We start from the raw sequence: 21,337 nt of genomic DNA on the forward strand, positions 1-21,337 counted from the left end.
CCCGGCACGGCACTTCGCCGCGTTGTCGGAGCCACCCGAGTACGCCCAAGTACGAGGGTGGTCCTCCGCCTCGCGACGCACCGCACCGGACGCCGCGAGCCCACGGCAAACCCTTCCGGTCACGGCACCAGCGCCGCATCAGGCAGTGTTCGCCTCGTCAATCACCTTGCACGGGCGCTCGTTGGTGACGTGCTTGTGCCGCCAGATGGTGCCGTAGCCGGTCCGGCCGGGGAAGGCGTGTGCGGCGTCGGTGCCGACGTTGCTGACGGACAGCGGCTCCTGCCCGCGGCGCAGGCGGGCGGCCTCGGCGGTGAGCAGCGCCGGTGCGACGGCGTCGACCCGGTAGTGCCGCTCCAGCGAGTCGGAGGTCAGGGTGTCGATACTGTCCGGCGTCTGGCAGTGTGCGGCGTCGTCGACCAAGACGTCGACCGGTCCGGTCCGTTGGGCGACGGCCTCGGCCGGCCGGCGGGCCGCGTCGGGGCCGGACAGATCCGCACCGACGGCGAAGGAGTCGTCGCCCAGCCGGCGCGTGGACTGCTCGGCCCTCTCGGCCGCGGGAGTGACATGGGCCCACTGGCGGCTCGCGGGCGGGGCCGGGTCCTGGGCGAGGCAGTGAACGGCCACGCGTGCGCCCTGGGCGGCGGACGCACGGCTGATCGCCGCGCCGATGCCTCCCGCTCCTCCGGTGACCAGGACGGTCCGGCCGGTCGGACGAGGATCGATCATGCCGGCTCTCCGTCCGGTGAACTCGCACGGGTGCCCAGGGTGTCAGCCGGGACGCCCGCGCGAGTCCGGCGGATGGGACCACGGTAGGCGGAAGCGGCCTGCGCGAGGTGGGGTGATCGGCAGCACGGTCCGGTACCGGTGGCTGAACTGCGGATGACCGCCGGTGGCCGCACCGGCTTGCCGGTCGCCGCCTCCAGGGCGGCGAAAGGTCGGCAACCCGCTCGTCGGAGAACGTCCGGGGCCGCCCGAGCGTCGCGCGGTGCGGCCCTGCGCCCTGTTCGCGGCTGCCGTGCGGCCCGTTCAGGCGGCCTGGACGAGCCCGGTGCGGCCGAACAGATGCGCATAGCCGGAGGGCAGTCGGCGCAGGATGCGGGTGAGCAGTTCGGAGCCGGCCGCGGCGGCGACAGCGGCGAGGACGGTGCCGGTGTCCCAGCGGGTGGACGCCAGGGGGGCGCCGCTGCGGGCGGCGAGGTCCTTGACGAAGGCCCAGCCGGTCAGGGGCAGGGCGTCGGGGATCTGTTCGGTGAGGATGCGTGCAGCTTCCAGGGGCAGGCGGGAGGCCAGGTCCACGCGTTCGTCGCCGGTCAGCTGGCGCCCGAGCCCCGATACGACGAGACGGACGGCTTTCTCGGCCCGTTCCCGGGTGGGGTAGGCGCCTTCGTAGCGGACCTTCTCCAGCATCTGCTCGAACGTCATCGCGGGCAGCTGCTGGAGCGGTGCGCACCGGTCGGACATCACTGCGGTCGTTGCCTTTCTGTCTCGGAGGTCGCAGTGCCGGTGCCCGCGAAGGGTGGGCGGACACCGGGTGCGGGGTGATCAGGTGGGCTGGGGGCGGCCGAAGAGCAGGTCGTAGCCAGCGGGGAGCTGGAACAGGATCTGCTTGAGGAGGTCGTCGCCTGCGGCGTCGGCGACCGTGCTGAGGACGGCGCTGACGTCCCAGGCCGCGGTCTGCTCGGTGGCTCCCTCGATCCAGGCCGCCGTCGCTCGCACGAACCGTTCCGGGGACAGTGGTTCGGCGCTTTGCAGCGGGTTGAGCAGGATCAGGGCGAAGTCGTCCGGCAGACGTGCCGCCAGCTGGGCGCGTACCTCGCCGACCAGGTGTGCGCCCAGCAGGGCGAGGACCACGCGGGCCGCTCGTTCTGCTTCCTGCTCACTGCGGTATTCGCCGCGTTCCGTCACACGGTCGAGGAATGCTTCCCATCGCATGATCACGTCGGCCGTCCCCCTTCTTCGGCTTCTTCGCTCCGGTGGGAGCGGAGGGCGGGTGCAGGGAGGATCAGATGCTCGTCCCCTCACCTGTCGGTCGGCTCGTGAGGCCGGGTCAGCCGGAGAGCACCGTGCGGCGGGGTCCCCCGCCTGTGGCGATCTCGCGGGGCTCGGCCCGCTCGGTGACCGGGATGCGCAGCTTCAGCGCACCTGTCCCGCAGGAGGTCTCGATCCGCTCGGTGTCGAGGCTCTCCCCGAGGAGCGGTCGTCGGCTGGACGTTCCCGCGGGCCGCTCGGTGATCACCGTGTCGGCGCCCTCACCGTACGCCGGCTTGCGCTCGGCCCTGACCGTCGGCACGCTGCGCTCGAGGTCGACGGAGTGCGGGTCTACGTCCGGCGGGTCCGGCTCCGCACAGAAGATCGCATCCTCGCGCCGTGCGTCCATGGGTGTGCCGACCGGATGCGCGGCCGTGTCCCGGACCCGATCGACGAGCCGGTCCAGTTCGCGGAAGGGATCCGTACGCATCGGCATGTCCGTCCCTCCTTGACGCCGTTTCCGCGCCCTTCGCTCCACTCCTGCTATATCACACCGTCGGAAAGCTGACGTCTATCGGCTCAGTTTTCTGTGGGCGTGCTGCGCGAGCACGCCGCTCGGCCGCACGGTGTCGAACATCCGGGCCGGGAGCGCCCTCCGGCTCGCCCGCACACTCGCGTGCAAGGCGCGCGGCGCGCAGCCGAGTCGGCCGGTGCGGGCGAACGCTTGTCCTCCGCTGGAGGCAGTTGAGCCCCCACGTATCAACTTCATCCAGTCGCAACTTGTCAAACATCCTGCGGTGCGTTATACGGAAAGCGGTTCTTCCGTCGGATCACATTCGTGACAGCTGACACCCGGAAGCGAAGGGAGACTTGGGAATGCTCGCGCGTACCGGCGCTTCGGACGGTCTCGATCGGCTCACGCACCAGTTCGCACATGCCGCCGCCTCGGCCGACGCCGCCGTCCCGGTGGATGCCTGGCGCGACGACGAAGCGCTCTACCTGCAGTTCGACCTGCCCGGCATGGATCGCTCCAGCATCGAGCTGATCGTGGAACAGGACACGCTGATGCTCACCGCCGAGCGCCCCAGCCCGGTCCCGGCCAGCGCTCGGCCCGTGTTCACCGAGCGCCCCGCCGGCCGGTTCGCCCGCCGCCTGCCCCTGTCCGACGTCCTGGACACCGAAGCCGCCGAGGCGGCCTACGGCAACGGCGTCCTCACCTTGCGCATTCCGTTGGCGGCCCACGCCAAGCCCCGCAGGATCGCCATCTCGGGCGGCACTCCCAAGCAGCTCACGGCCTGAGGCACACCCCGGGCCGTGCACGCCGGTTGCTCAGCCGGTACGCCGGTGCTCCGCGCTCGCCGGCCCGTCTCCCGGCACGCGCGGCGCAGGTCGGCGTAAACCCGCGGGACCGCGCGTGGTGCGTGCGTTCTCCCCGTCCTCTGCTTCACCGCAGGTCCGAAGGGCCCGGGCTCCCGGGAAGGCACCCTCACCGCGCGTCCGGTCCGCTCCCCTACCGCACGAATACCCACAGCGCCGCGTTGATCCCGGTGACGCAGGCCGGGACCCCGCACGCACCGGCGGCGTGGCGCCTGAGCGGGCTCCGTCGCGGGCGGTGACAGCGGGCCCCGTACTCCCGGCGCAGTTCGTCGGCCCGGCGGACCGTGCCGCGCAGCGTCCACCGGACCAGGTCGGTGTGCCGCTCGACGCAGTGACGGCTCACCTCCTCGGCCTGGGCTGCGGTCAGCCACGGCAGCGCGGCGCACAGCGTTTCGGCCTCGCGGCGCGCCTCCTGCCAGTGGGACTGCGCCATGAGGTACCCCTCGGCCCGGGCGGCGAGCGCCTCGCCCGCGTCGTCGCGCAGGTGCCGGCCGTCCCGGTCCGCGATCACGGCCGGTCGCCCTTGTGGCCCTCGGCGTCCACGGCGTCGCGCCGTCCGCTGCTCTCCGCCTGGTCCAGCCGCGCGATCTGCGGGTGGTGCAGGTCGAAGGCCGGGGACTCGGAGCGGATGCGCGGCAGCGTGGTGAAGTTGTGACGGGGCGGCGGGCAGGACGTCGCCCACTCCAGGGAGCGTCCGAACCCCCAGGGGTCGTCGACCCCGACCTTCTTGCCGTACTTGGCGGTCTTCCACACGTTGTACAGGAACGGCAGGGTGGACAGGCCCAGCAGGAACGCGCCGATCGACGAGACGGTGTTCAGGGCGGTGAAGCCGTCGGCCGCCAGATAGTCGGCGTAGCGGCGCGGCATGCCCTCGGCGCCCAGCCAGTGCTGGACCAGGAAGGTCATGTGGAAGCCCACGAACAGCGTCCAGAAGTGCACCTTCTCCAGACGTGCGTCGAGCATCGTGCCGGTCATCTTCGGCCACCAGAAGCTGAACCCGCCGAACATCGCGAAGACGATCGTGCCGAAGAGCACGTAGTGGAAGTGGGCGACCACGAAGTAGGTGTCCGTGACGTGCCAGTCCAGCGGAGGAGACCCCAGGACGACGCCGGTCAGGCCGCCGAAGAGGAAGGTGACGAGGAAGCCCGCCGCCCACAGCATGGGCGGCTCGAACGACAGCGCCCCCTTCCACATCGTGCCGATCCAGTTGAAGAACTTCACTCCCGTGGGCACCGCGATGAGGTACGTCATGAAGGAGAAGAACGGCAGCAGCGCCGCACCGGTGGCGAACATGTGGTGCGCCCACACCGTCACCGACAGGCCGGCGATGGCGATCGTGGCGCCGATCAGTCCCGTGTACCCGAAGAGCGGCTTGCGGGCGAAGACGGGGATGATCTCGCTGATCACGCCGAAGAACGGCAGCGCCAGGATGTACACCTCGGGATGGCCGAAGAACCAGAACAGGTGCTGCCACAGGACGGCCCCGCCGTTCTCAGGGGCGAAGACCTGCGCGCCGAAGCGCCGGTCGGCCTCCAACGCGAACAGCGCGGCGGCCAGCACGGGGAAGGCCAGCAGCACCAGGACCGACGTCAGCAGCACGTTCCAGGTGAAGATGGGCATCCGGAACATCGTCATGCCCGGCGCGCGCATGCAGATGATGGTGGTGATGAAGTTGACCGCGCCGAGGATCGTGCCGAAGCCCGACAGGGCCAGACCCATGATCCACATGTCGCCGCCGACGTAGGGGGTGCGCTCGCCGCCGCTGAGCGGGGTGTAGGCCGTCCAGCCGAAGTCCGCGGTGCCGTTGGTGGTGAACACACTGGCCACCACGATCAGGCCGCCGAACAGGAACAGCCAGTACGAGAACATGTTCAGCCGCGGGAAGGCCACGTCCGGGGAGCCGATCTGCAACGGCATGATCGCGTTGGCGAACCCCGCGAACGTCGGCGTCGCGAACAGCAGCAGCATCACCGTGCCGTGCAGGGTGAACGACTGGTTGTACTGCTCGGCGGAGAGGAGCTGCAGACCGGGCCGGGCCAGCTCGGCCCGGATCAGCATCGCCAGCACTCCGCCGATCAGGAAGAAGCCGAACGATGTGATGAGGTAGAGATGGCCGATCTTCTTGTGGTCGGTCGTCGTCGCCCAAGAGATGATCACTTGGCCCTTGCTGCGGCGTCCCGCCGCGGGGACCGGAGCGACCGGTTCGGTGGTGTGCGTCGCCATCAGCGTCCTCGATCGGTGCCTACGAAGTCCTGGTCTCGCCCGCGGAACGCGGAAGAGCACGGCACGCACGCCGAGCCGGCTCCGCGAGCCGGACAGCGTGTATCCACGCCCACCTCTGTCAGTCCTCCTTTTTTCCGGCACGTTCCGCGTGTGCCGGTCAATCAGATCGGCCGAGGCGTTCTCGACTTCCGTACCCGACACCCCGGTTGGAAGGAGCAGCGGTCCGGCCCGGAACCCGTGACGCTCGTCCGGCGCCGGGCACCCGGTCCGCCGCCCATGCGGGCGCCGTGTCGATGAGCGCCCGCGCGGCGGAGGCGGTCGGGCCCTCCTCGGTGGACGAGCCACCGGGGCGGCCGTCCTTCCTGGACCGGCTGCGGCCGCTCCGGTTCAGAAGGCGTGTCACTGACGTCCCCCAACGGTTCGGGGCGGACCGGACGACGCACCGTATGCCGGCGTCCGCCCGCAGGAGGAGACCGTGCCGTGCTGTTCGCCGTGCTCCTCCTGCCGTGAGACGTACCGGCGGGCCGTTCCCGCCCGGCAGTGTGTTCCGTGACCCGTGCTCGTCTCCGGCGCAGCGGCCTCACGCACGCCGGACAGGAACGGCTCAGCCCGTTCGACGGGACCGGTCGGTCGCCTCGGCGCCGATGTCGGGGCGCCACGTCGTGAGCTTGTAGGCGAAGGCCTCTCCGCACGTGAGCTTCACCTGCCTCCCCATCGTCCGCGCCGTCGCATCGGCCCGGAGCGGATAGTTCCAGCCCTCGGTCACCACCTGGCCGAACGGCTCGTCGTACACCTCGTGGACGCGCTTCGGCGGCCCGGACCCCAGGTCGCAGCCGCAGCGTGACCGCCTCGAACCCTCGGACGAGGGTGCGCGGGAAGTCCGGTGCCGTTCTGCGCACCGTCCGGTACCCCCCGTACGATTTCCAACATAGTGCTGTTCGTATGAACAATCCATATGTTCACAAGGGCGGAACAGGCTGCACGTCGGCTGCTGCGAACGCACGTTGGCGGGGGACGTCACCGCTCCTGCGCCACCTTGGACAGACCCGGCGACGCGTGTCGGGCTGGAGCGGGACGGCGGGACAGCGTCATCCACCGCGAGGACAGCGGGGACATCACGCCGAGCATCACATGCCCAGGCGCACTGAGCGCTGAGCACTGGCGACCCGGCTGGGCGTGCGACGCCCCCGCAACGGGTCGAGCCTCCAGGTTCGTTCGAACGAACAGAACGATGTTAGAAATAGTGCATGAGCGTCGGAGACCGTCTTGACCTGACCCTGCGGCTCGTCCAGAACGCGGGCAAGCTGTCCGTGTCGGAGCTGGCCGAACGTCTCGGCGTTTCGGAGATGACCGTTCGCCGGGATCTGAACACGCTGGAGGGCCAGGGCCTGCTGCGCCGGGTCCACGGCGGCGCGGTTCCCGTGCGCCCCCGGGAGGAGGGCGGGGGCTTCCTCGCCCGACGGGAGTGGCAGGCCGCGACCAAGGACCGGCTCGGGTCGGCGGTCGCCGCGATGGTCGAGCCGGGATCGAGCGTGCTGCTGGATGCCGGCACCACCACGGTGCACGTCGCCGAGCACCTGGTGGAGCGAGCCCCCCTCACGGTGGCCGTACTGAGTCTGCAGGCGGCCGTGGTTCTGGCGGACAAGCCGGGCATCGAACTTCTCATCGTGGGAGGGCGTTCGCGCCCGGGCGAACGCTCGCTCGTGGGTCCTCTGGCGCTGCGCACCCTGCAAGCCCTGAGCTTCGACTTCTTCGTCATGTCGATCGGCGGGGTCCACGCCGAACGGGGCTGGACGGAGTTCTCCCTCGACGACGCGGCGGTCAAGCAGGCAGGGCTCGCGCAGGCGGCACGCACCGTCGCGGTGGCGGACGCCACCAAGCTCGGCGTGCGAGCGTTCAGCCAGGTGGCGCAGCTGAGCGCGGTGGGCACCTTCGTCACCGATGCCGCGGCGGAGGACGCGCAGACCCATCCGAGCGGTCCGCTCACCCTCCGGGCGCTGCGGGAGTCCGGGGTCGAGACCCACCTGGCATGACGGCTGCCTGGCCCCGGTCCACGCGACCAGGCGCCGGCCGGATGCGGCCCACCGGCGACGTCCATCCGGATCGCCGGAAGGGCGGCCGGGTCCGCGTCGGCCCGGGCCGGACCCCCCTTCCGCCTGCGCTCGCCCTGAACGGCACCGGAGGGGAAAGCCTTTGCGCACGGTGCCGTCCGGATGCTGAGTGCCGTGACCGGAAAGGTTTGCCGTGGGCTCGCGGCGTCCGGTGCGGTGCATCGCAAGGCGGAGGACCACCCTCGTACCGGGCGTACTCGGGTGGCTCCGACAACGCAGTGAGGTGCCATGCCGGGCGTCGTGAGCCGGTGAACCCTTCCGGTCACGGCACTGAGGTGGCCCGGTGACCGACTACGACGAAGCGGGGGCCGTGCGGCCGTCGACCCTGGCCTGGGTGAGCCGGCACCTGGAGGCCGGCGAGCGGATCGTCGGCATCGAGGTGCTGCGCGGCGGCATCACGGCCGAGATGCGGAGGCTGACGATCGGCACGCGCGAGGGAGGCACCCGTGACCTGGTGCTGCGGAGTTTCGTCGACCCGTTCCACGGGGAGCGCGCCGAGGACTGGCTGCACCGGGAGGCCGGCGCCCTGACCCGGCTCGCGGGGACCGGCGTCCCCGCTCCCCGGCTGGTCGCGGTCGACCCGACCGCCGCGCAGTGCGCGTACCCGTCGCTGCTGATGACGCATGTGGCGGGCCGGACGGTCCTCGACGACGAGGGACTGCCCACGCGCCTTCCCCTGCTGGCCCGTCAGCTCGTGGCGATCCACGCGCTGCGGCCCGCCGAGCGGCCCCGGGAGTACGTGACGCTGACGACCGCCGACACCGTCGTGGTTCCAAAGGGCGCCGACGCGGCGGTGTGGGGCGCGGCGGTCGACGTGATCCGCAAGCCGGCGCCGCCCTGTGCGGGACGGTTCCTGCACCGGGACTTCCAGCCCGGCAACGTACTGTTCGACGCGCCGCCCCCGGAGTCGGCAGACCTGCGGATCACGGGGGTCGTCGACTGGGCGGCGGCCTCCTGGGGCCCGGCGGATCTCGACGTGGCGCACTGCTCGACCAATCTCGCGCTGCTGCACGGCCCTGCCTGGGGGCTGCGGTTCGCCGAGGCGTACGAGGAGGCGGGCGGGGTGCTGGCCGCGACCGCGGGCGAACGGCTGTACTGGCAGGTACGGGACGGGCTCGCGTGCTCGGAGGAAGTGCGGCAGGTGGCGCGGCCGTGGCGGGAGGCGGGGAGGCGCGAGCTGACGACGCGAGTCGTGGAGGAGCGGCTGGACGCCTACGTCACCGCCCTGATGGACGCGCCGGGCTGAACCGGAGCCGCCTGCGACGCGGGCACGGCGGCGAGCGCCGGGCCGGCTGCCGCGTCCGGGAGCGGAGCCGCTCGCGCACCCGCGCCCGGGCGCACCCGCAGCGGCCTCACCGCCGCCGACGTCCTCGACGTCCTCGACGTCGACGTCATCGGCGTCGTCGGCGTCGTCCGCACCACCACCGCGTTGGACACCCCACGCCCACAAGGAGTCCCGCATCGCACCCGGACGAAGGGGGATGGCGGCCGGTGTCGGCCGCATGCTGGCAAAAACGGTCCGGTGCGCCACACAAGCAGTCGCCGGGTGAGCTGTCCGGGACGGCGACATGGCAAATGCCATCGGTATGGACGTGCCGGCCGGGCCGTGCGCCCGAGCTGGCTAGCCTCTTGCGATGCGGTGGCAGTCCCGCCCGCCGCCACGACAGGCGGGAACGAGGAGGGGGAGGATCATGCCGGTTGCGGTCGACACCCGCACCAGGGCCGTCGAGTCGATGCGCCTGGGCGATCACGCCTTCGCGCACTACGCCGACGACGGCGTCCGCTGGGAGACACTGGCGGCGTTCACCCAGCTCGGGCTCGCCCACGGGGACAGGGTCGTCGTCCTGGCGGATCCGGCCGTCCCGGACACGCAGGTGCTCGAGCGGCTGGCCGCCTGGTCGCCCGCGGCCGAGGAGGCGGAGTTCCGCGGCCAGCTGCAGATCACCAGCATGCACGCGCTCATCCGTCCCCATCGCCGCTTCACCGCCCAGCACCAGATCGACCGCCTGTGGGAGGAGACCGAGCGCGCCCGCCACGAGGGCTACACGGGACTGCGCTCGTTCGTCGACATGGCGTGGGTCCAGGACTGGGGTATGGACATCGAGGCGGTGATGTACCGCGAGACGCACGCGGACGCCCTCTTCGCCGACCGCAGCTACGCGGAGGTCTGCGCCTACGACCGCCGCCGCTTCGAGCCGGACGTGCTGGAGGCGATGCGCGTCGGCCACCCGGTGGCCCTACTGGAACGGCCCGGCGACCTGGCCGCCCACCACAGCATCAACGGCCTGCACCTGATCGGCGACGCCGACGCGGCGACGGCCGCGCAGTTCCAGGCCGCCGTACACGACGCGCTGGCCGCGGCAGCCACGGCCGACCGCCTGCTGCTGGACCTGACACGCCTGTGCTTCTTGTCCATGACCTGCGCGCGCACCCTGATCAGCCTGGTCGCGGACGCTCAGGAGTGCCGGCGTGTGGACGTCCGCTGCTCGCCCTTCCACGCGCGCCTGCTGCGGCGCACGGGCGCGGAAGCACTGGGCAATCTCGCTCTGCCTCCTCCAGGGGGGAACACGCGGTGACCACCACCTCGAAGGCTCGGACGTCCTCCGGCAACAGTCCACTGGAGATCGCCTTCACCGCCCCCCTGCTCTCCTACGTGCGGGCCCGGGTCGGCGCATGGACCGCTCGTGCCGGGCTGCCCGCACAGCGCCGCGAGGAGTTCGTACTCGCCGTCGACGAGGTGGCGTCCAACGCCGTCCGGCACGGCGGAGGCCACGGACTGCTGAGACTGTACGAACGCCACGGCGCCCTGTACTGCCGGATGTCCGACGAAGGCCCCGGTTTCCCCGGCCGGGTGATCGCTCCCGCCGCCACCGCCGAGAGCGGACGGGGCCTGTGGATGGTCCAGCGGCTGACCGACCACCTGGACATCACTGCCGGGGCCACAGGCACCGTCGTCACCCTTGCTGTCGCCCTCCCCACCCGGTGACCACACCGGCCCCGGCCCTCCCGGCGGCCCGGCCCCCGCCCGTGATGCGCCACCTGGCCAGTGGGGTGGCAGCGGGGCTTGCGTCCGGTCCGGCTGCACACGAGGAGCGGCGGTGTGCCGCGCGGAGCGGGAAGCCCTCGGCCGGAATCCGTTCATGCCGTGCTGCCTGCCGTAAGCCGCACCTGGAGCCGGTAGCCGCCCTCGGGGGTGGGACCGCAGCTCACGTTCCCGCCCAGGAGGGCGGCGCGCTGGCGCAGGCCGGCCAGGCCGTGGTGGGCGCTGGGCAGGTCAAGTGCGGGCCGGGTGGGAGGCGTGTTGGTGACGGTGACGTCGACGATGCCGTCCTGGCAGGTGATGTGCACGCGTGCCGTCGCGCCGGGGGCGTGTTTGCGTACGTTCGTCAGGGCCTCCTGGACGGTGCGGTAGACGGCCCGCTGGACGGCCGGCGGCAGGGTGTCGGGCAGGTCGGCGTCCAGCTCGGCGCCGATACCGCTGGTGTCGACCAGGTGGTGCAGATCGGCGAGGGAGGGCTGGGGGGTCAGCTCGGTGGGCCGACTGCCCGAGTCCCTCAGCACACTGACCATGTACCGCAGTTCGTCCAGGGTCTGCGTACTGAGCCGGCGGATGGTGGCCGCGGTGCGCCGGGCCGCCGGGTCGCTGCCGCCGACCTGCAGGGCTCCGGCCTGCACGGCGATCAGGCTGACCTGATGGGAGACCACGTCGTGCATCTCCCGCGCCAGCTGGGCCCGTTCCTTGGCCAGCACGTTCTGTGTCATCAGCAGCTGCTCGTGCTCGCGCGCCCGCGAGATCTCCCACAGTCGTTGCGACAGCTCGCGCCGGGCCTGGACGAGCTGGCCGAGGAACACCGGCGCGGCCGCGGTAGCCAGCGTGGCGGTGAGCTCGACGAGGCTGTAGGCCTCGGACAGCTCCGCCGCGTCGATGTCCGTCCACGGCCAGGGCAGAAAGCTGCTGATGCTGAACGCCAGCGCGCACCCGCCCAGCAACACGCGGTGGCGGCTGACGGAGGACAGTGTGTACAGGGCGATCAGCGCGGCCCACACGGCGTCGGTGACCAGGGCGGTGGGCAGCGTCAGCAGGAAGGCCGCCAGCGGCAGGCAGCGGCGCAGGACCAGGGCGAACGCGGCCAGCAGGGCGCAGCCCATCGCCAGGCTCTCCTCCACGTCGACATTGGCCCATACGTTGACCAGTGAGGCCGCCACCAGTGCGGCGTCCAGCGGTGGGCCGTATATGCGGCGGGCCCTGTCACCGGCGGGCCGTGCCGCGGTGGACGTGGCGGCCGGGTCGTAGACGGTTCCTGCATGACTCACGCGCACTCCGCTCGTCGTTGTCGTACGTTGTCCGTTGCGTATCACCGCACAGGTCCTGGGGTGGAGCCGTCGCGGGTCCTCTTCCGCCGACTGGCCGGAACGCTCCGGCCGACTGTCGGAGATGTTCCGGTCAGGTGGCGACAATCCTTTGCCCGTGCGGCCGGTTTTCTTCGACGGGGTTCCGGACAGGACACGCGCGGTGCGGCGCAGGTCCTGAACCGCCTGCCTCCACGCTCCGCGGGGGCGTGCGACGGCACCCGGCCCGGCGGGGCCGTGAGCGAGCCGGCAGGGTGTTCCGTTCCTGTGTACCCGGGCGGCTCAGGTCGCGGCGGGCGCGGCCGCCACACGCTGCTCCCTCACGCGGACTGCCCGGGCGCGGTCGTGCCACAGAGGGTGTGACCACCCCGCCGCCGCCCCTCGGCGGCCCGGTCCGCGACCGAACCCCGGCCCGCGTCCGGCGCGACCGGGCAAGGACCGCTGCCAGGAGACACCGCAGCACCACATCTCCGCCGTACGGGGCGGCACACCGGGGGCAGGCGCCCGCCTCGGCGGACACGTCCGGCCTCGTCCGGCACGCACTGCCCGCACACCCCGCCCCCGCGGCGGAGCGCTACGGCCCCTGCGGTCGACGGCACCACCCCTTCACGAGCACACCGTGTCCAGCGGAGCCGGGCACGCCACCTTCCGGCTTCCTCGACCACGGCCTCGGCCGCGCGGCCGGACGGCCCCGCATGAGCCGTACGGCCCCCGACAGCCCGTCCCCGCGGCGCGCCGTCGACGCGACGCTCGCGGAGGAAGGACGGACAGGGACCGGAGGCGGGACCGTGCGCACGCCCGTCATGGCCGGAGCCGACGGATCCACCGATCGCCGATGCGGCGGCACCCGCGGTGCGAGGCGGTGCCGTACGAAAACTTGCGACAGCTTCGGGGAGCTTTCGTTGTGCTGCCCATATTGACGTGTCCCTGATTGACGTGCCTGTATGGGAGCGCTCCCACACCTACAAGGCCCCTCAGCCACCCGCTTCCTCCGCCTCACTCCCTGGAGCCGCAGTGAGATCCACGAGAAGCACGACACCCAGGAGTCCGGCGACCGTCCTACTGACGGCCCTGGCCACACTCCTCGGGCTGCTGACCCTCCTCTCGCCTCCCGCGCAGGCCGCCGCCACGTCCTCAAGGGCCGCCGCCACCGGCCTGCACATCAGCAATGGGAGGCTGCTCGAACGCAACGGCAACGACTTCGTGATGCGCGGCGTCAACCACGCCCACACCTGGTACCCGGGCGAGACCCGGTCGCTGGCCGACATCAAGGCGCTCGGCGCCAACACCGTGCGGGTCGTCCTGTCCGACGGCCACCGCTGGAGCCGGAACAGTGCGGAGGACGTCGCGGCGGTCGTCGCCGACTGCAAGAAGAACCGCCTGATCTGCGTCCTGGAGGTGCACGACACCACCGGCTACGGGGAGGACGCCGCCGCGGGCACGCTCGACCACGCCGCCGACTACTGGATCAGCCTCAAGAGCGTCCTGGCCGGCCAGGAGGACTACGTCGTCATCAACATCGGCAACGAGCCCTGGGGCAACACCGACCCGGCCGGATGGACCGCCCCGACGACCGCCGCGGTCCAGAAGCTGCGTGCCGCCGGATTCCAGCACACGATCATGGTGGACGCGCCGAACTGGGGCCAGGACTGGCAGGGCGTCATGCGCGCCGACGCCCGGGCCGTCCACGACGCCGACACCACCGGCAACCTGCTGTTCTCGATCCACATGTACAGCGTCTTCGACACCGCCGCGGAGATCACGGACTACCTCGACGCCTTCGTCTCCGCCCGGCTCCCCATCGTCATCGGCGAGTTCGGCGGCCCCGCCGACCAGTACGGCGACCCGGACGAGAACACCATGATGGCCGCCGCCGAACAGCTCGGCCTCGGCTACCTGGCCTGGTCCTGGAGCGGCAACACCGATCCGGTCCTCGACCTCGCGATCGACTTCGACCCGGCGCGGCTCAGCTCCTGGGGCGAGCGCGTCTTCCACGGCGCGAACGGCATCGCGCAGACGTCCCGCGAGGCCACGGTCTTCGGCGGTACCGCCCCCGACACCCGGGCCCCGACCGCCCCGGGCACTCCGGCCGCGTCGGACGTCTCCGCCACCTCCGTCACCCTGACCTGGCCCGCCGCCACGGACGACGTCGGCGTCACCGGCTACGACGTGGTCCGTGTCAACGGCACTGCGGAGACCACGGCCGCCTCCAGCACGAGCACGTCGGTCACCGTCTCCTCCCTCACCGCGGCCACGGCGTACACCTTCGCGGTCTACGCCAAGGACGCGGCAGGCAACCGGTCCCCGCGTTCGGCCACCGTCACCGTCGGGACCAGCGCCGGCACGCCCGGCGGAAGCTGCTCCGTCGGTTACCGCGTCACCGCTTCCTGGCCCGGCGGGTTCCAGGGCGAGATCGCCATCCGCAACACCGGCACGGCGACGATCAGCGGCTGGACCCTGGCCTTCGCCTTCCCCGCCGGCCAGACCGTCAGCAACATGTGGGGCGGCACCCCGGCCCAGAACGGTTCCTCCGTGACGGTGGCCGCGGCGTCGTACACGTCGACGATCTCCGCGGGCTCCTCGGTCACGGTCGGCTTCACGGGTACGGCGTCGACGGCCAACCCCGCGCCCACGTCGTTCACGCTCAACGGCTCGGCGTGCGCGACCGGGTGAGGGACCGCGGACCGCGTGCCCGAGACGGCCCGGCCGGACCCCGCCCCGGCGTGACGGCGATCCCGTAGGGACCGCTGCCGGCCGAAGGGGAGACCCTGTCCGTCGTCGGCGGGAGGGCTCTCCGTACCTCGCCGGGGCACCGGGCCGAGGACGGAGGGCCCTCCCGCGTACGCCCTCAAGGTGTCATCCCCTCGCAGGGGTTCCCGCCGCGTGCGGCCGCCGCGCGGGCGTCAGTGGGTCTCGACGGCGTCGTCCATGCGCGTCAGCGCCTCGTCCACGGTCGCGTCCCCCGAGAAGAGCTGGGGAGCACGGCTCCCCCGCCGCTCGTCGCACCGCGTAGATCGATCTACGCGGTGACGGCCCTCACCGTAGGGTGTTGGCCGGACGGCGACAATGCCTTGGGTAAAAACGTTTCACGCGCATCTCGCACCGCAATGGGCTGCGCCCCTCTCCGCTCGGCCCGCGAGAGGGGCGCCCCTGTGTGCTCGACCGGTGCGCTCGTTGACAGTGCCCCAGTGCCGGGGCAGTGCGCTTGACGAGGGTGTCTCAGTGCCGGGGTGCAGTGCGCTTGCTGAGGCTGCCCCGATGCGGAGCGCAGGACGCCTGCGGCGCAGAACCGAACGACCCGGTACTCAGGGCACGCCGGCGCCTCCGCTCAGTCCGGCACGGGCGGGAGTCCCCACCGGATCCGTGGCGGCCCGACGCGCATGTCGGCCTCATGCGGAGTGCGGCTGAAGGGACAGCGCTTCGGCGTAGAAGCTCTCCAGCCTCGTCACCGCCTGACCCACGTATGCGGGTCGGTCGTACAGGTCGTAGTGGCTCGCTCCGTCGATGACGTGGAGGTCCTTCCTGCCCGGCGCCCGCCGGTACAGGTCCACTCCTTCCTGGTAGGAGCCGAACTCGCCGGCCTCGCTTCCCACGATGACCTGGAGGGGCTGCGTCAGCAGTTCTTCGACCAGGTGGAAGGCGTCGAACCCGATGACGTCGGCCACGCTGGTGAACCGCAGCCGGTTGTCCGACCGCGGGTGCCGTCCTCGTGGCGTGCGGTAGTAGTCGACGGCTTCCAAGGCGTCCGGCTCCGTCACCCCCGCCGCGGCGGCCTCCTGGGGGCTGTCCGGGATCCACCGGGTGATCAGGGGAGCCCCACCGCGTGCTTCGAGCGTGCGCTGCCGGCCGACCGCCTCGAGCATCTCGGCGACCGAGTCAGGTCCGCCCGCGCGGCGTGCCCGGCCGATGTTCACCGCGGCCACGACACCGACCGCGCGGATCCGGTGATCGGTCATGGCGGCGTTCACCGCATATCCGCCACCAGCGCAGATGCCCAGTACACCGATCTTCGACTCGTCGACGTGGTCCAGTGTGGTCAGGAAGTCCACCGCGCAGCGGATGTCCTCCACCCGTGCAGCCGGCACCTCTGCGTGCCGCGGCTCACCGCCGCTCTCCCCCTGGCCGGAGGCGTCGAAGGCGAGCGTCACGAAGCCCTTCGACGCCATCTGCCGGGCGTACAGGCCCGCGGTCTGCTCCTTGACTCCGCTGCCGGGATGGACACAGACCAGGGCGGCGTGCTTCGTGTGCGCACGGGCATCGAAGCCCGGGGGCAGAAAGACCTGTCCGGCCATGGTGATCCCGCCGTTCCTGAATGTGACGTTGTGCATGGGGCCGCCTGTCCCTACAGCGTCGCCCGGAGTGGCGAGCGGCCGCCGGGCGCACGCGGGAATGTGGTGTGCAGCCGCTCCAGTACCTACCCTCTCCCCCATGTGATGGACTGTGAATGCTCCAGGGTCCTCGGTTCTTGCGCTAGAGTCCGCTGATGACGCCGGACCCACTGACGCAGATGCTCACCCTGGTCAAAGCGCGCTGCACGCTGGCAGGGGGTTTCCGGGCGCACGGGGAGTGGTCGTACCGGTTCCAGGAGTCCACGGTGGTCAAGCTCAATGCCATCGTCCGCGGATCCTGCTGGCTCATCGCGGACAGCGCATCCCCGGTGAGGCTGAAGGCCGGTGACGCGGTCGTCCTCAACCGAGTCCGGTCCGTCGTTCTCTGCACGTCCCCCGACCTGCGTCCGGCCGAGGGCGCCGACCGGCCCGCGCAGGCCGTCGGGGACCTCGCCTCCGACGGCGGACCGGACGAGGTGGCCCTGATCGGCTGCCATGTGGAGCTCGACGCCGCGGCGGACGAGGTCTTCACCTCGGCACTGCCCGCGGTCACGCACGTAGGACCGTCGAGCAGCGAGGCGGCGGAAATGCGGCGTCTGATCGAGCGCATCGGCCAGGAGACGGCCGGCATGCGCCCCGGAGCGGGCTTCGCCGCCGATCAGCACGCTCAACTGCTCCTGCTGGAGGTCCTGCGCCTCTGCCTGGACGACGAGAACCTCACCCGACGCGGCTGGCTGCGCCTGTTCGCGGACCAGCACCTGCGTCCCGCGGTGGCCCTCATGCACCAGGAGCCGTCCCGCCGCTGGAGCCTTCCCGAACTGGCGGCCGCGGCGGGGATGTCACGCAGCCACTTCGCGCACCGCTTCCGCGAGGTCGCCGGCGAGCCGCCGCTGACCTACCTGACACACTTCCGGATCCATCTGGCCAAACAGGCTCTGCGCGAATCGGACACCACTCTCGCCGTCCTGGCCGCACGCCTGGGCTACGCCTCCGAAAGCTCCTTCAGCCACGCCTTCGCCCGTACCACCGGGTTCACTCCCGGCGGGTACCGGCGTGCCACGAACCCCTCCCGGTCGCGATCGGGTGCCGGACGCCCCGGCGAAGACCCGGCGGTCGACCGCCAGGGCGTCGTCCGGCTCCGGGAGTAGCCCGCATCCGTACGCCACGGGGACGACGAGGCGGCGAACGCGGTCGGCTCGTCCACTCGCGCACCCCAGTGTCAGTGGGGTGGCCGCCGGAAGGGTGGGGGCGGTCGTCCCGGCCGGACCGGGCGTCCGGTGTGCGCGTCGCCCTGATGCCGGACAGCGTTCCGCTGAGCGGGCCGCGCCTCATCGAGTGGCTGTGCGCCCGCATTGAACCTTTCGGGCTTTTTACGGGAAATCTCATGACGGGGTTGTCCGACCTGTCACCGCATCCCCCGCGCTCATGCCGCTTCCGTGAGAGGACCACCATGGCCACTGCCACCGCCCGCGCGATCACCGCCAAGCTGGATCTCATGTTCGACGCCATCGACACCGATCGCGACGGCCACGTCGACTGGAGCGATCACCAGCGGCTCATCGACCGCTATCTGAACACCTACAAGGTGGGAAAGGACGATCGCAGGGCGCACGCACTGGTGGTCGCGTACCAGATGTACTGGATCGAGTTGCTGCGTCACGCCGGCGGTGGCAGCCGCCTCGACAGGGAACAGTACCGCAGAGCGAACCGTGCACTGAGCCTGGACACCAGCCGCTTCAACATGGTGGAAGGCATCCCGCACGCCGTCTTCGACATCATGGACACCGATGGGGACGATTCCATCGGCCAGGCGGAGTTCCGGCGGTATCTGCAGGTGTGGGGCGTCAGTGATCGGTACGCCATCAACATGTTCGGGCAGCTGGACATCGACGGCGCCGGCGTCGTCAGCCGCCGGGAGTTCGTCCACGCGGCCCGGGAGTTCTTCTACTCCTCCGACCCCTGCGCCCCGGGCAGCATGCTCTTCGGCCGCCTCGGGATATGACCCGAACGCCGCCGCGTCACGACCTCCCGACGCACAGCACCGGCCACGGCCATCGGACGGAGCGCGTCCTGTCGACGTCCCGGTCCGACCCCGGCCAGTACCGGCAGTGGCGCACCTCCGCCCGCGGCACCCCCGTCGGGAGTTCCGGCCGGCCCCTTGCGGTCGCCGGTCGGCGACATCGCGATCGGCACCGGGAGACCACCGTCACCGGTCTGCGCGGCGCACCTCGCCCGGGGCGGGTGAACTTATGGTCCTGCCGGTGAGCCGCCCACGAAAACCGAAGCGATCGAAACGGCCGTCAGTCCCGTTCTGGAGGGATTCACCGCTCATGCCCGACGAGATCGTGCGTCATCTGATGTTCAGAGGGTTCAACTACCGCTGCCGGATCGTCGAGAATCCCGCGGCTCGCACCGAACCCGTCGTGGTGATGGGCGGCGCGTTCCAGGACATGTACGCCTGGCGGCGCCTGGAGAAGCCGTGGACGGAGGTGGCCACCGTCATCACCGCCGATCTGCCCGGGTCGGGCATGGCCGACCACCTGCCGGGACGCCACGGATTCGCCTTCCTCGCCGAGGCACTCGCCCACCTTCTCGAACAGGTCGTGTGCGGCCCCGTCAATCTCTTCGGCGCCTCCTACGGCGTCCCCATTTCCTACCTCCTCTCCCAGCAGCACCCCGACCGTGTCGAGCGCCTCATGCTGCTCGGCGCCGCCATGGAGTACCCGCAGGAAGGACGGAACGGGCTTCAGGACATGGCGGACAACCTCATTGCCGGAAAGAATGCGGAGGCCTACGGCCACGCAAGCGTCAACGCACTGATGGCAGGCCCCGAGCGCCTCGTCCGGAACCGTGCCGTCGTGGCCCGCGTGCTCTCGCGTGTCATGAGCAGTGTTTCCCCGGCCGACACGGCCCGCCATCTCGCCCTCCTGGAACGCCTGATCGCCAGTGAGCGCCTGCCCGACGGCGGTATCACCGGAGTGCCCGCCCTGTGCGTCACCGGTGAATGCGACGAGTTCACCACCCCCGACCATGTCCGCGAAGTCGCCGCGACGATCGAACACGGAGCCTTCACCCTCATCCGCGAAACCGACCACCTGCCCAACCTGGAACGCCCCAAGGAGCTCTCCCGCCTCGTGACCGACTACTTCACCGACCAGCCGCTCGACAGCCTCGACTTCCTCACCCCCATCGAACACCCCGCCCTCGACGCGGCCGTCCACGCCGTCTCGTGACAGTGCGCAGCGGCGGGCGGAGCCGCTTGACAACACGCTCGGCAGGACCGGCTGCAGTCCGTGCTTCGCCGGAGGGCGGACGGTCGGCCGCCCCGCGGTGTCGCCCCTCTTTTCGGTCGGTGTCCGCCGGCACTTGCGCACGGCGGACACCGACCGCCCCGTCCCCTCCGAACGAGCCCCCCGACCGTCCTGCGGTCCTCGCCCGGACGGGCTTCCCCCGGAGCCGGCCTGCGCTGCGACAGTCGACTCGACCAGCTGCACAAGAGGTTGCCGATGGGGACGGGGCCAGAGCAACAGCATGGGGCTGTCCCGGACAGGCTGCTGCTGTCCGGGCCGGTCAGCGCCTTGTCCGGGATGCGTTCGGACAGCACGGACCTGGCGAGATCCACGGTTGTCCCTCATGTCATGAGCGCAGCAAAATAATGCTCGTGGGGAACCTGGGGGAATTGTCACCGCATGAAGCCCGAGACGCCGCGGACTTCGTCGCGTCGATGCAGCAGCTCAAGAAGCACACGGGGCTGACCTACCGCCAACTGGAGGAGCGGGCCGCCCGCAACGGTGACGTACTGGCCCGCAGCACACTGGCCGACATCCTGCGCCGCACGAGCCTGCCACGCCCCGACGTGCTGGCCGCGTTCGTCCGCGCCTGCGGCGACGGCCGGCGCCTCGACGCCTGGCTGGAGGCGAGGGACCGCATCGCCCGTCTCGACACCGTGCCGCCGGCGACACCCGCCCCCGAGACCGAGGCCGAAGCCGAAGCCGAGTCTCCATCGCACGCCGCGACGTCCACCGGCTCGCCCCCACGCCGGACCCCCGTCCGCCCGGTCGCACTCGCCCTCGCCCTCGTGGTCCCCCTGCTCGCCCTGCTCGTCTGGTGGCTGCTCCCCGACGACTCCCCGGGGGCACCGACCGCCGCGGGCGGCACTTCCCCGGCTCCCGCCGACGGATGGGTCACCATCCGCTCCGCCCGCGCCCCCGGCCTGTGCCTGACCGACGGACGCGACCGGGACGGTGCCTACGCCAGTGCCATCGCCGCCCTCCTGCCCTGCGCCCAGGCCCCCGTGCCGCGCACCTACCTCGAACCGGCCGGCGCGGGCCTCCACCGCGTCCAGTGGCACCACCCCCAGGAGGGCAGAGGCTGCCTGGCGATCATGACTACCGGACCGGTCAAGGGCATGCTCGAACCGCGCGACGACTGCGGCCGGGCCACCTTGTTCCGGCTGGAGGCAACCGCGTCCGACAGCGCCGAGGGCTTCCGGCTCCGCCCGGTCCACAGCGGCAGGTGCATCGGCATCGCCGACGACCACGCCCCCGAGGGAGCCGAAGCCGTCGAGGAACGCTGCACCGGGGCGGCCGACCAGCGATTCCTCATCCGGGCAGGCTGACCGCCCCCGCCACGGCCGGCGCGGACGACGGCCCCTGCTCAGCGGGGACGACAGCCCGTAAAGCGGGCAACCCCGGCCGGCGCACGGCCGGGGTTCCCCGAGGCGGTGAGTACCGTCAACAGGTGGAGGCGCCCACGCCGTGAACCGCTCGTCCACGCGTCGGCGGACCGCACCCCATCGCGGTCACCGCGGACCGGACGGGTCAGCGCCGCAGAGTGAGGACACCCGGCCGCCAGGGCAGTTGGTCGTAGGGACCGTTCGCGGAGGGGGACTTGCCCTGGTAGAGGAACTGCAGGTTGCAGGGGTCGACGGTCATGGTCTGGTCGGGGTTGTTGCGGACCAGGTCACCGTGGCTGATGTCG

The 21,337-nt window shown here is 71.5% G+C and carries 20 protein-coding genes; 10 read left to right on the top strand and 10 right to left on the bottom strand.

The features are described from left to right. Positions 1 to 138: 138 nt before the first annotated feature. The 4 genes from IE271_RS32890 to IE271_RS32905 all read right to left on the bottom strand — a co-directional run bounded on the left by IE271_RS32890 (position 139) and on the right by IE271_RS32905 (position 2,464). Positions 139 to 726: an SDR family NAD(P)-dependent oxidoreductase gene (locus tag IE271_RS32890; RefSeq protein WP_190194142.1), complete on the bottom strand. Its 588-nt coding sequence runs from the start codon at positions 724 to 726 to the stop codon at positions 139 to 141. A 300-nt stretch (positions 727 to 1,026) separates the two neighbouring features. Beyond that, positions 1,027 to 1,464: a DUF2267 domain-containing protein gene (locus IE271_RS32895; protein ID WP_190194143.1), complete on the bottom strand. Its 438-nt coding sequence runs from the start codon at positions 1,462 to 1,464 to the stop codon at positions 1,027 to 1,029. A 78-nt stretch (positions 1,465 to 1,542) separates the two neighbouring features. Then, a complete protein-coding gene (locus IE271_RS32900; RefSeq protein WP_190194144.1) occupies positions 1,543 to 1,938 on the bottom strand; it encodes a DUF2267 domain-containing protein in 396 nt (131 codons plus the stop codon). Between the two features lie 109 nt (positions 1,939 to 2,047). Continuing rightward, positions 2,048 to 2,464, bottom strand: a complete 417-nt coding sequence (locus IE271_RS32905) for an Hsp20 family protein (protein WP_190194145.1) — start codon at positions 2,462 to 2,464, stop codon at positions 2,048 to 2,050. A gap of 380 nt (positions 2,465 to 2,844) precedes the next feature. Between IE271_RS32905 and IE271_RS32910 the strand changes: the two genes are divergently transcribed. After that, complete coding sequence (locus tag IE271_RS32910) at positions 2,845 to 3,267, top strand: Hsp20/alpha crystallin family protein (protein WP_190194146.1); 423 nt, start codon at positions 2,845 to 2,847, stop codon at positions 3,265 to 3,267. A gap of 211 nt (positions 3,268 to 3,478) precedes the next feature. Here the strand turns inward: IE271_RS32910 and IE271_RS32915 are convergent, their stop codons facing one another. The 3 genes from IE271_RS32915 to IE271_RS32925 all read right to left on the bottom strand — a co-directional run bounded on the left by IE271_RS32915 (position 3,479) and on the right by IE271_RS32925 (position 6,361). Next, positions 3,479 to 3,856: a hypothetical protein gene (locus IE271_RS32915; protein WP_229919708.1), complete on the bottom strand. Its 378-nt coding sequence runs from the start codon at positions 3,854 to 3,856 to the stop codon at positions 3,479 to 3,481. Continuing rightward, entirely contained in the window at positions 3,853 to 5,568 is a 1,716-nt protein-coding gene (ctaD, locus tag IE271_RS32920) for an aa3-type cytochrome oxidase subunit I (protein ID WP_190194147.1), read from the bottom strand. The genes IE271_RS32915 and ctaD overlap by 4 nt, the downstream gene beginning before the upstream one ends. A 604-nt stretch (positions 5,569 to 6,172) precedes the next feature. Then, entirely contained in the window at positions 6,173 to 6,361 is a 189-nt protein-coding gene (locus tag IE271_RS32925; RefSeq protein WP_190194148.1) for a hypothetical protein, read from the bottom strand. A gap of 454 nt (positions 6,362 to 6,815) precedes the next feature. Between IE271_RS32925 and IE271_RS32930 the strand changes: the two genes are divergently transcribed. From IE271_RS32930 to IE271_RS32945, 4 genes are all read left to right on the top strand, one after another. After that, positions 6,816 to 7,601 (top strand): DeoR/GlpR family DNA-binding transcription regulator, encoded by a 786-nt coding sequence (locus IE271_RS32930; RefSeq protein ID WP_190194149.1) that lies wholly within the window; start codon positions 6,816 to 6,818, stop codon positions 7,599 to 7,601. Between the two features lie 361 nt (positions 7,602 to 7,962). Next, a complete protein-coding gene (locus IE271_RS32935; protein ID WP_190194150.1) occupies positions 7,963 to 8,925 on the top strand; it encodes a phosphotransferase family protein in 963 nt (320 codons plus the stop codon). 445 nt (positions 8,926 to 9,370) lie between these two features. Further along, positions 9,371 to 10,255 (top strand): MEDS domain-containing protein, encoded by an 885-nt coding sequence (locus IE271_RS32940; RefSeq protein WP_190194151.1) that lies wholly within the window; start codon positions 9,371 to 9,373, stop codon positions 10,253 to 10,255. Then, on the top strand, positions 10,252 to 10,665 hold the full coding sequence (locus tag IE271_RS32945) for an ATP-binding protein (protein ID WP_190194152.1): 414 nt from the start codon (positions 10,252 to 10,254) through the stop codon (positions 10,663 to 10,665). Before IE271_RS32940 ends, IE271_RS32945 begins: the two co-directional genes overlap by 4 nt. 152 nt (positions 10,666 to 10,817) lie before the next feature. On the opposite strand, the gene IE271_RS32950 is transcribed toward IE271_RS32945, so the two are convergent. Next, the gene (locus IE271_RS32950) at positions 10,818 to 11,900 is read right to left on the bottom strand and encodes a sensor histidine kinase (RefSeq protein ID WP_229919710.1); all 1,083 of its coding nucleotides are present in this window, start codon (positions 11,898 to 11,900) and stop codon (positions 10,818 to 10,820) included. Between the two features lie 1,143 nt (positions 11,901 to 13,043). Between IE271_RS32950 and IE271_RS32955 the strand changes: the two genes are divergently transcribed. Then, positions 13,044 to 14,702, top strand: a complete 1,659-nt coding sequence (locus IE271_RS32955; protein WP_190194153.1) for a cellulase family glycosylhydrolase — start codon at positions 13,044 to 13,046, stop codon at positions 14,700 to 14,702. 716 nt (positions 14,703 to 15,418) lie between these two features. Here the strand turns inward: IE271_RS32955 and IE271_RS32960 are convergent. Then, the gene (locus IE271_RS32960; protein WP_190194154.1) at positions 15,419 to 16,357 is read right to left on the bottom strand and encodes an alpha/beta hydrolase; all 939 of its coding nucleotides are present in this window, start codon (positions 16,355 to 16,357) and stop codon (positions 15,419 to 15,421) included. 155 nt (positions 16,358 to 16,512) lie between these two features. Between IE271_RS32960 and IE271_RS32965 the strand changes: the two genes are divergently transcribed. From IE271_RS32965 to IE271_RS32980, 4 genes are all read left to right on the top strand, one after another. Continuing rightward, positions 16,513 to 17,505: an AraC family transcriptional regulator gene (locus IE271_RS32965; RefSeq protein WP_190194155.1), complete on the top strand. Its 993-nt coding sequence runs from the start codon at positions 16,513 to 16,515 to the stop codon at positions 17,503 to 17,505. Between the two features lie 302 nt (positions 17,506 to 17,807). Next, the gene (locus IE271_RS32970) at positions 17,808 to 18,359 is read left to right on the top strand and encodes an EF-hand domain-containing protein (protein WP_190194156.1); all 552 of its coding nucleotides are present in this window, start codon (positions 17,808 to 17,810) and stop codon (positions 18,357 to 18,359) included. 328 nt (positions 18,360 to 18,687) lie between these two features. Continuing rightward, positions 18,688 to 19,590, top strand: a complete 903-nt coding sequence (locus tag IE271_RS32975) for an alpha/beta fold hydrolase (protein ID WP_190194157.1) — start codon at positions 18,688 to 18,690, stop codon at positions 19,588 to 19,590. A 446-nt stretch (positions 19,591 to 20,036) separates the two neighbouring features. Beyond that, complete coding sequence (locus tag IE271_RS32980; RefSeq protein ID WP_190194158.1) at positions 20,037 to 20,975, top strand: RICIN domain-containing protein; 939 nt, start codon at positions 20,037 to 20,039, stop codon at positions 20,973 to 20,975. Between the two features lie 202 nt (positions 20,976 to 21,177). Here the strand turns inward: IE271_RS32980 and IE271_RS32985 are convergent. Further along, positions 21,178 to 21,337: non-reducing end alpha-L-arabinofuranosidase family hydrolase (locus tag IE271_RS32985; protein ID WP_268256249.1), on the bottom strand; the 160-nt coding region annotated here is incomplete at its 5' end.

Source organism: Streptomyces minutiscleroticus (genome assembly GCF_014650875.1).
GTDB classification, from domain to species: Bacteria; Actinomycetota; Actinomycetes; order Streptomycetales; family Streptomycetaceae; genus Streptomyces; species Streptomyces minutiscleroticus.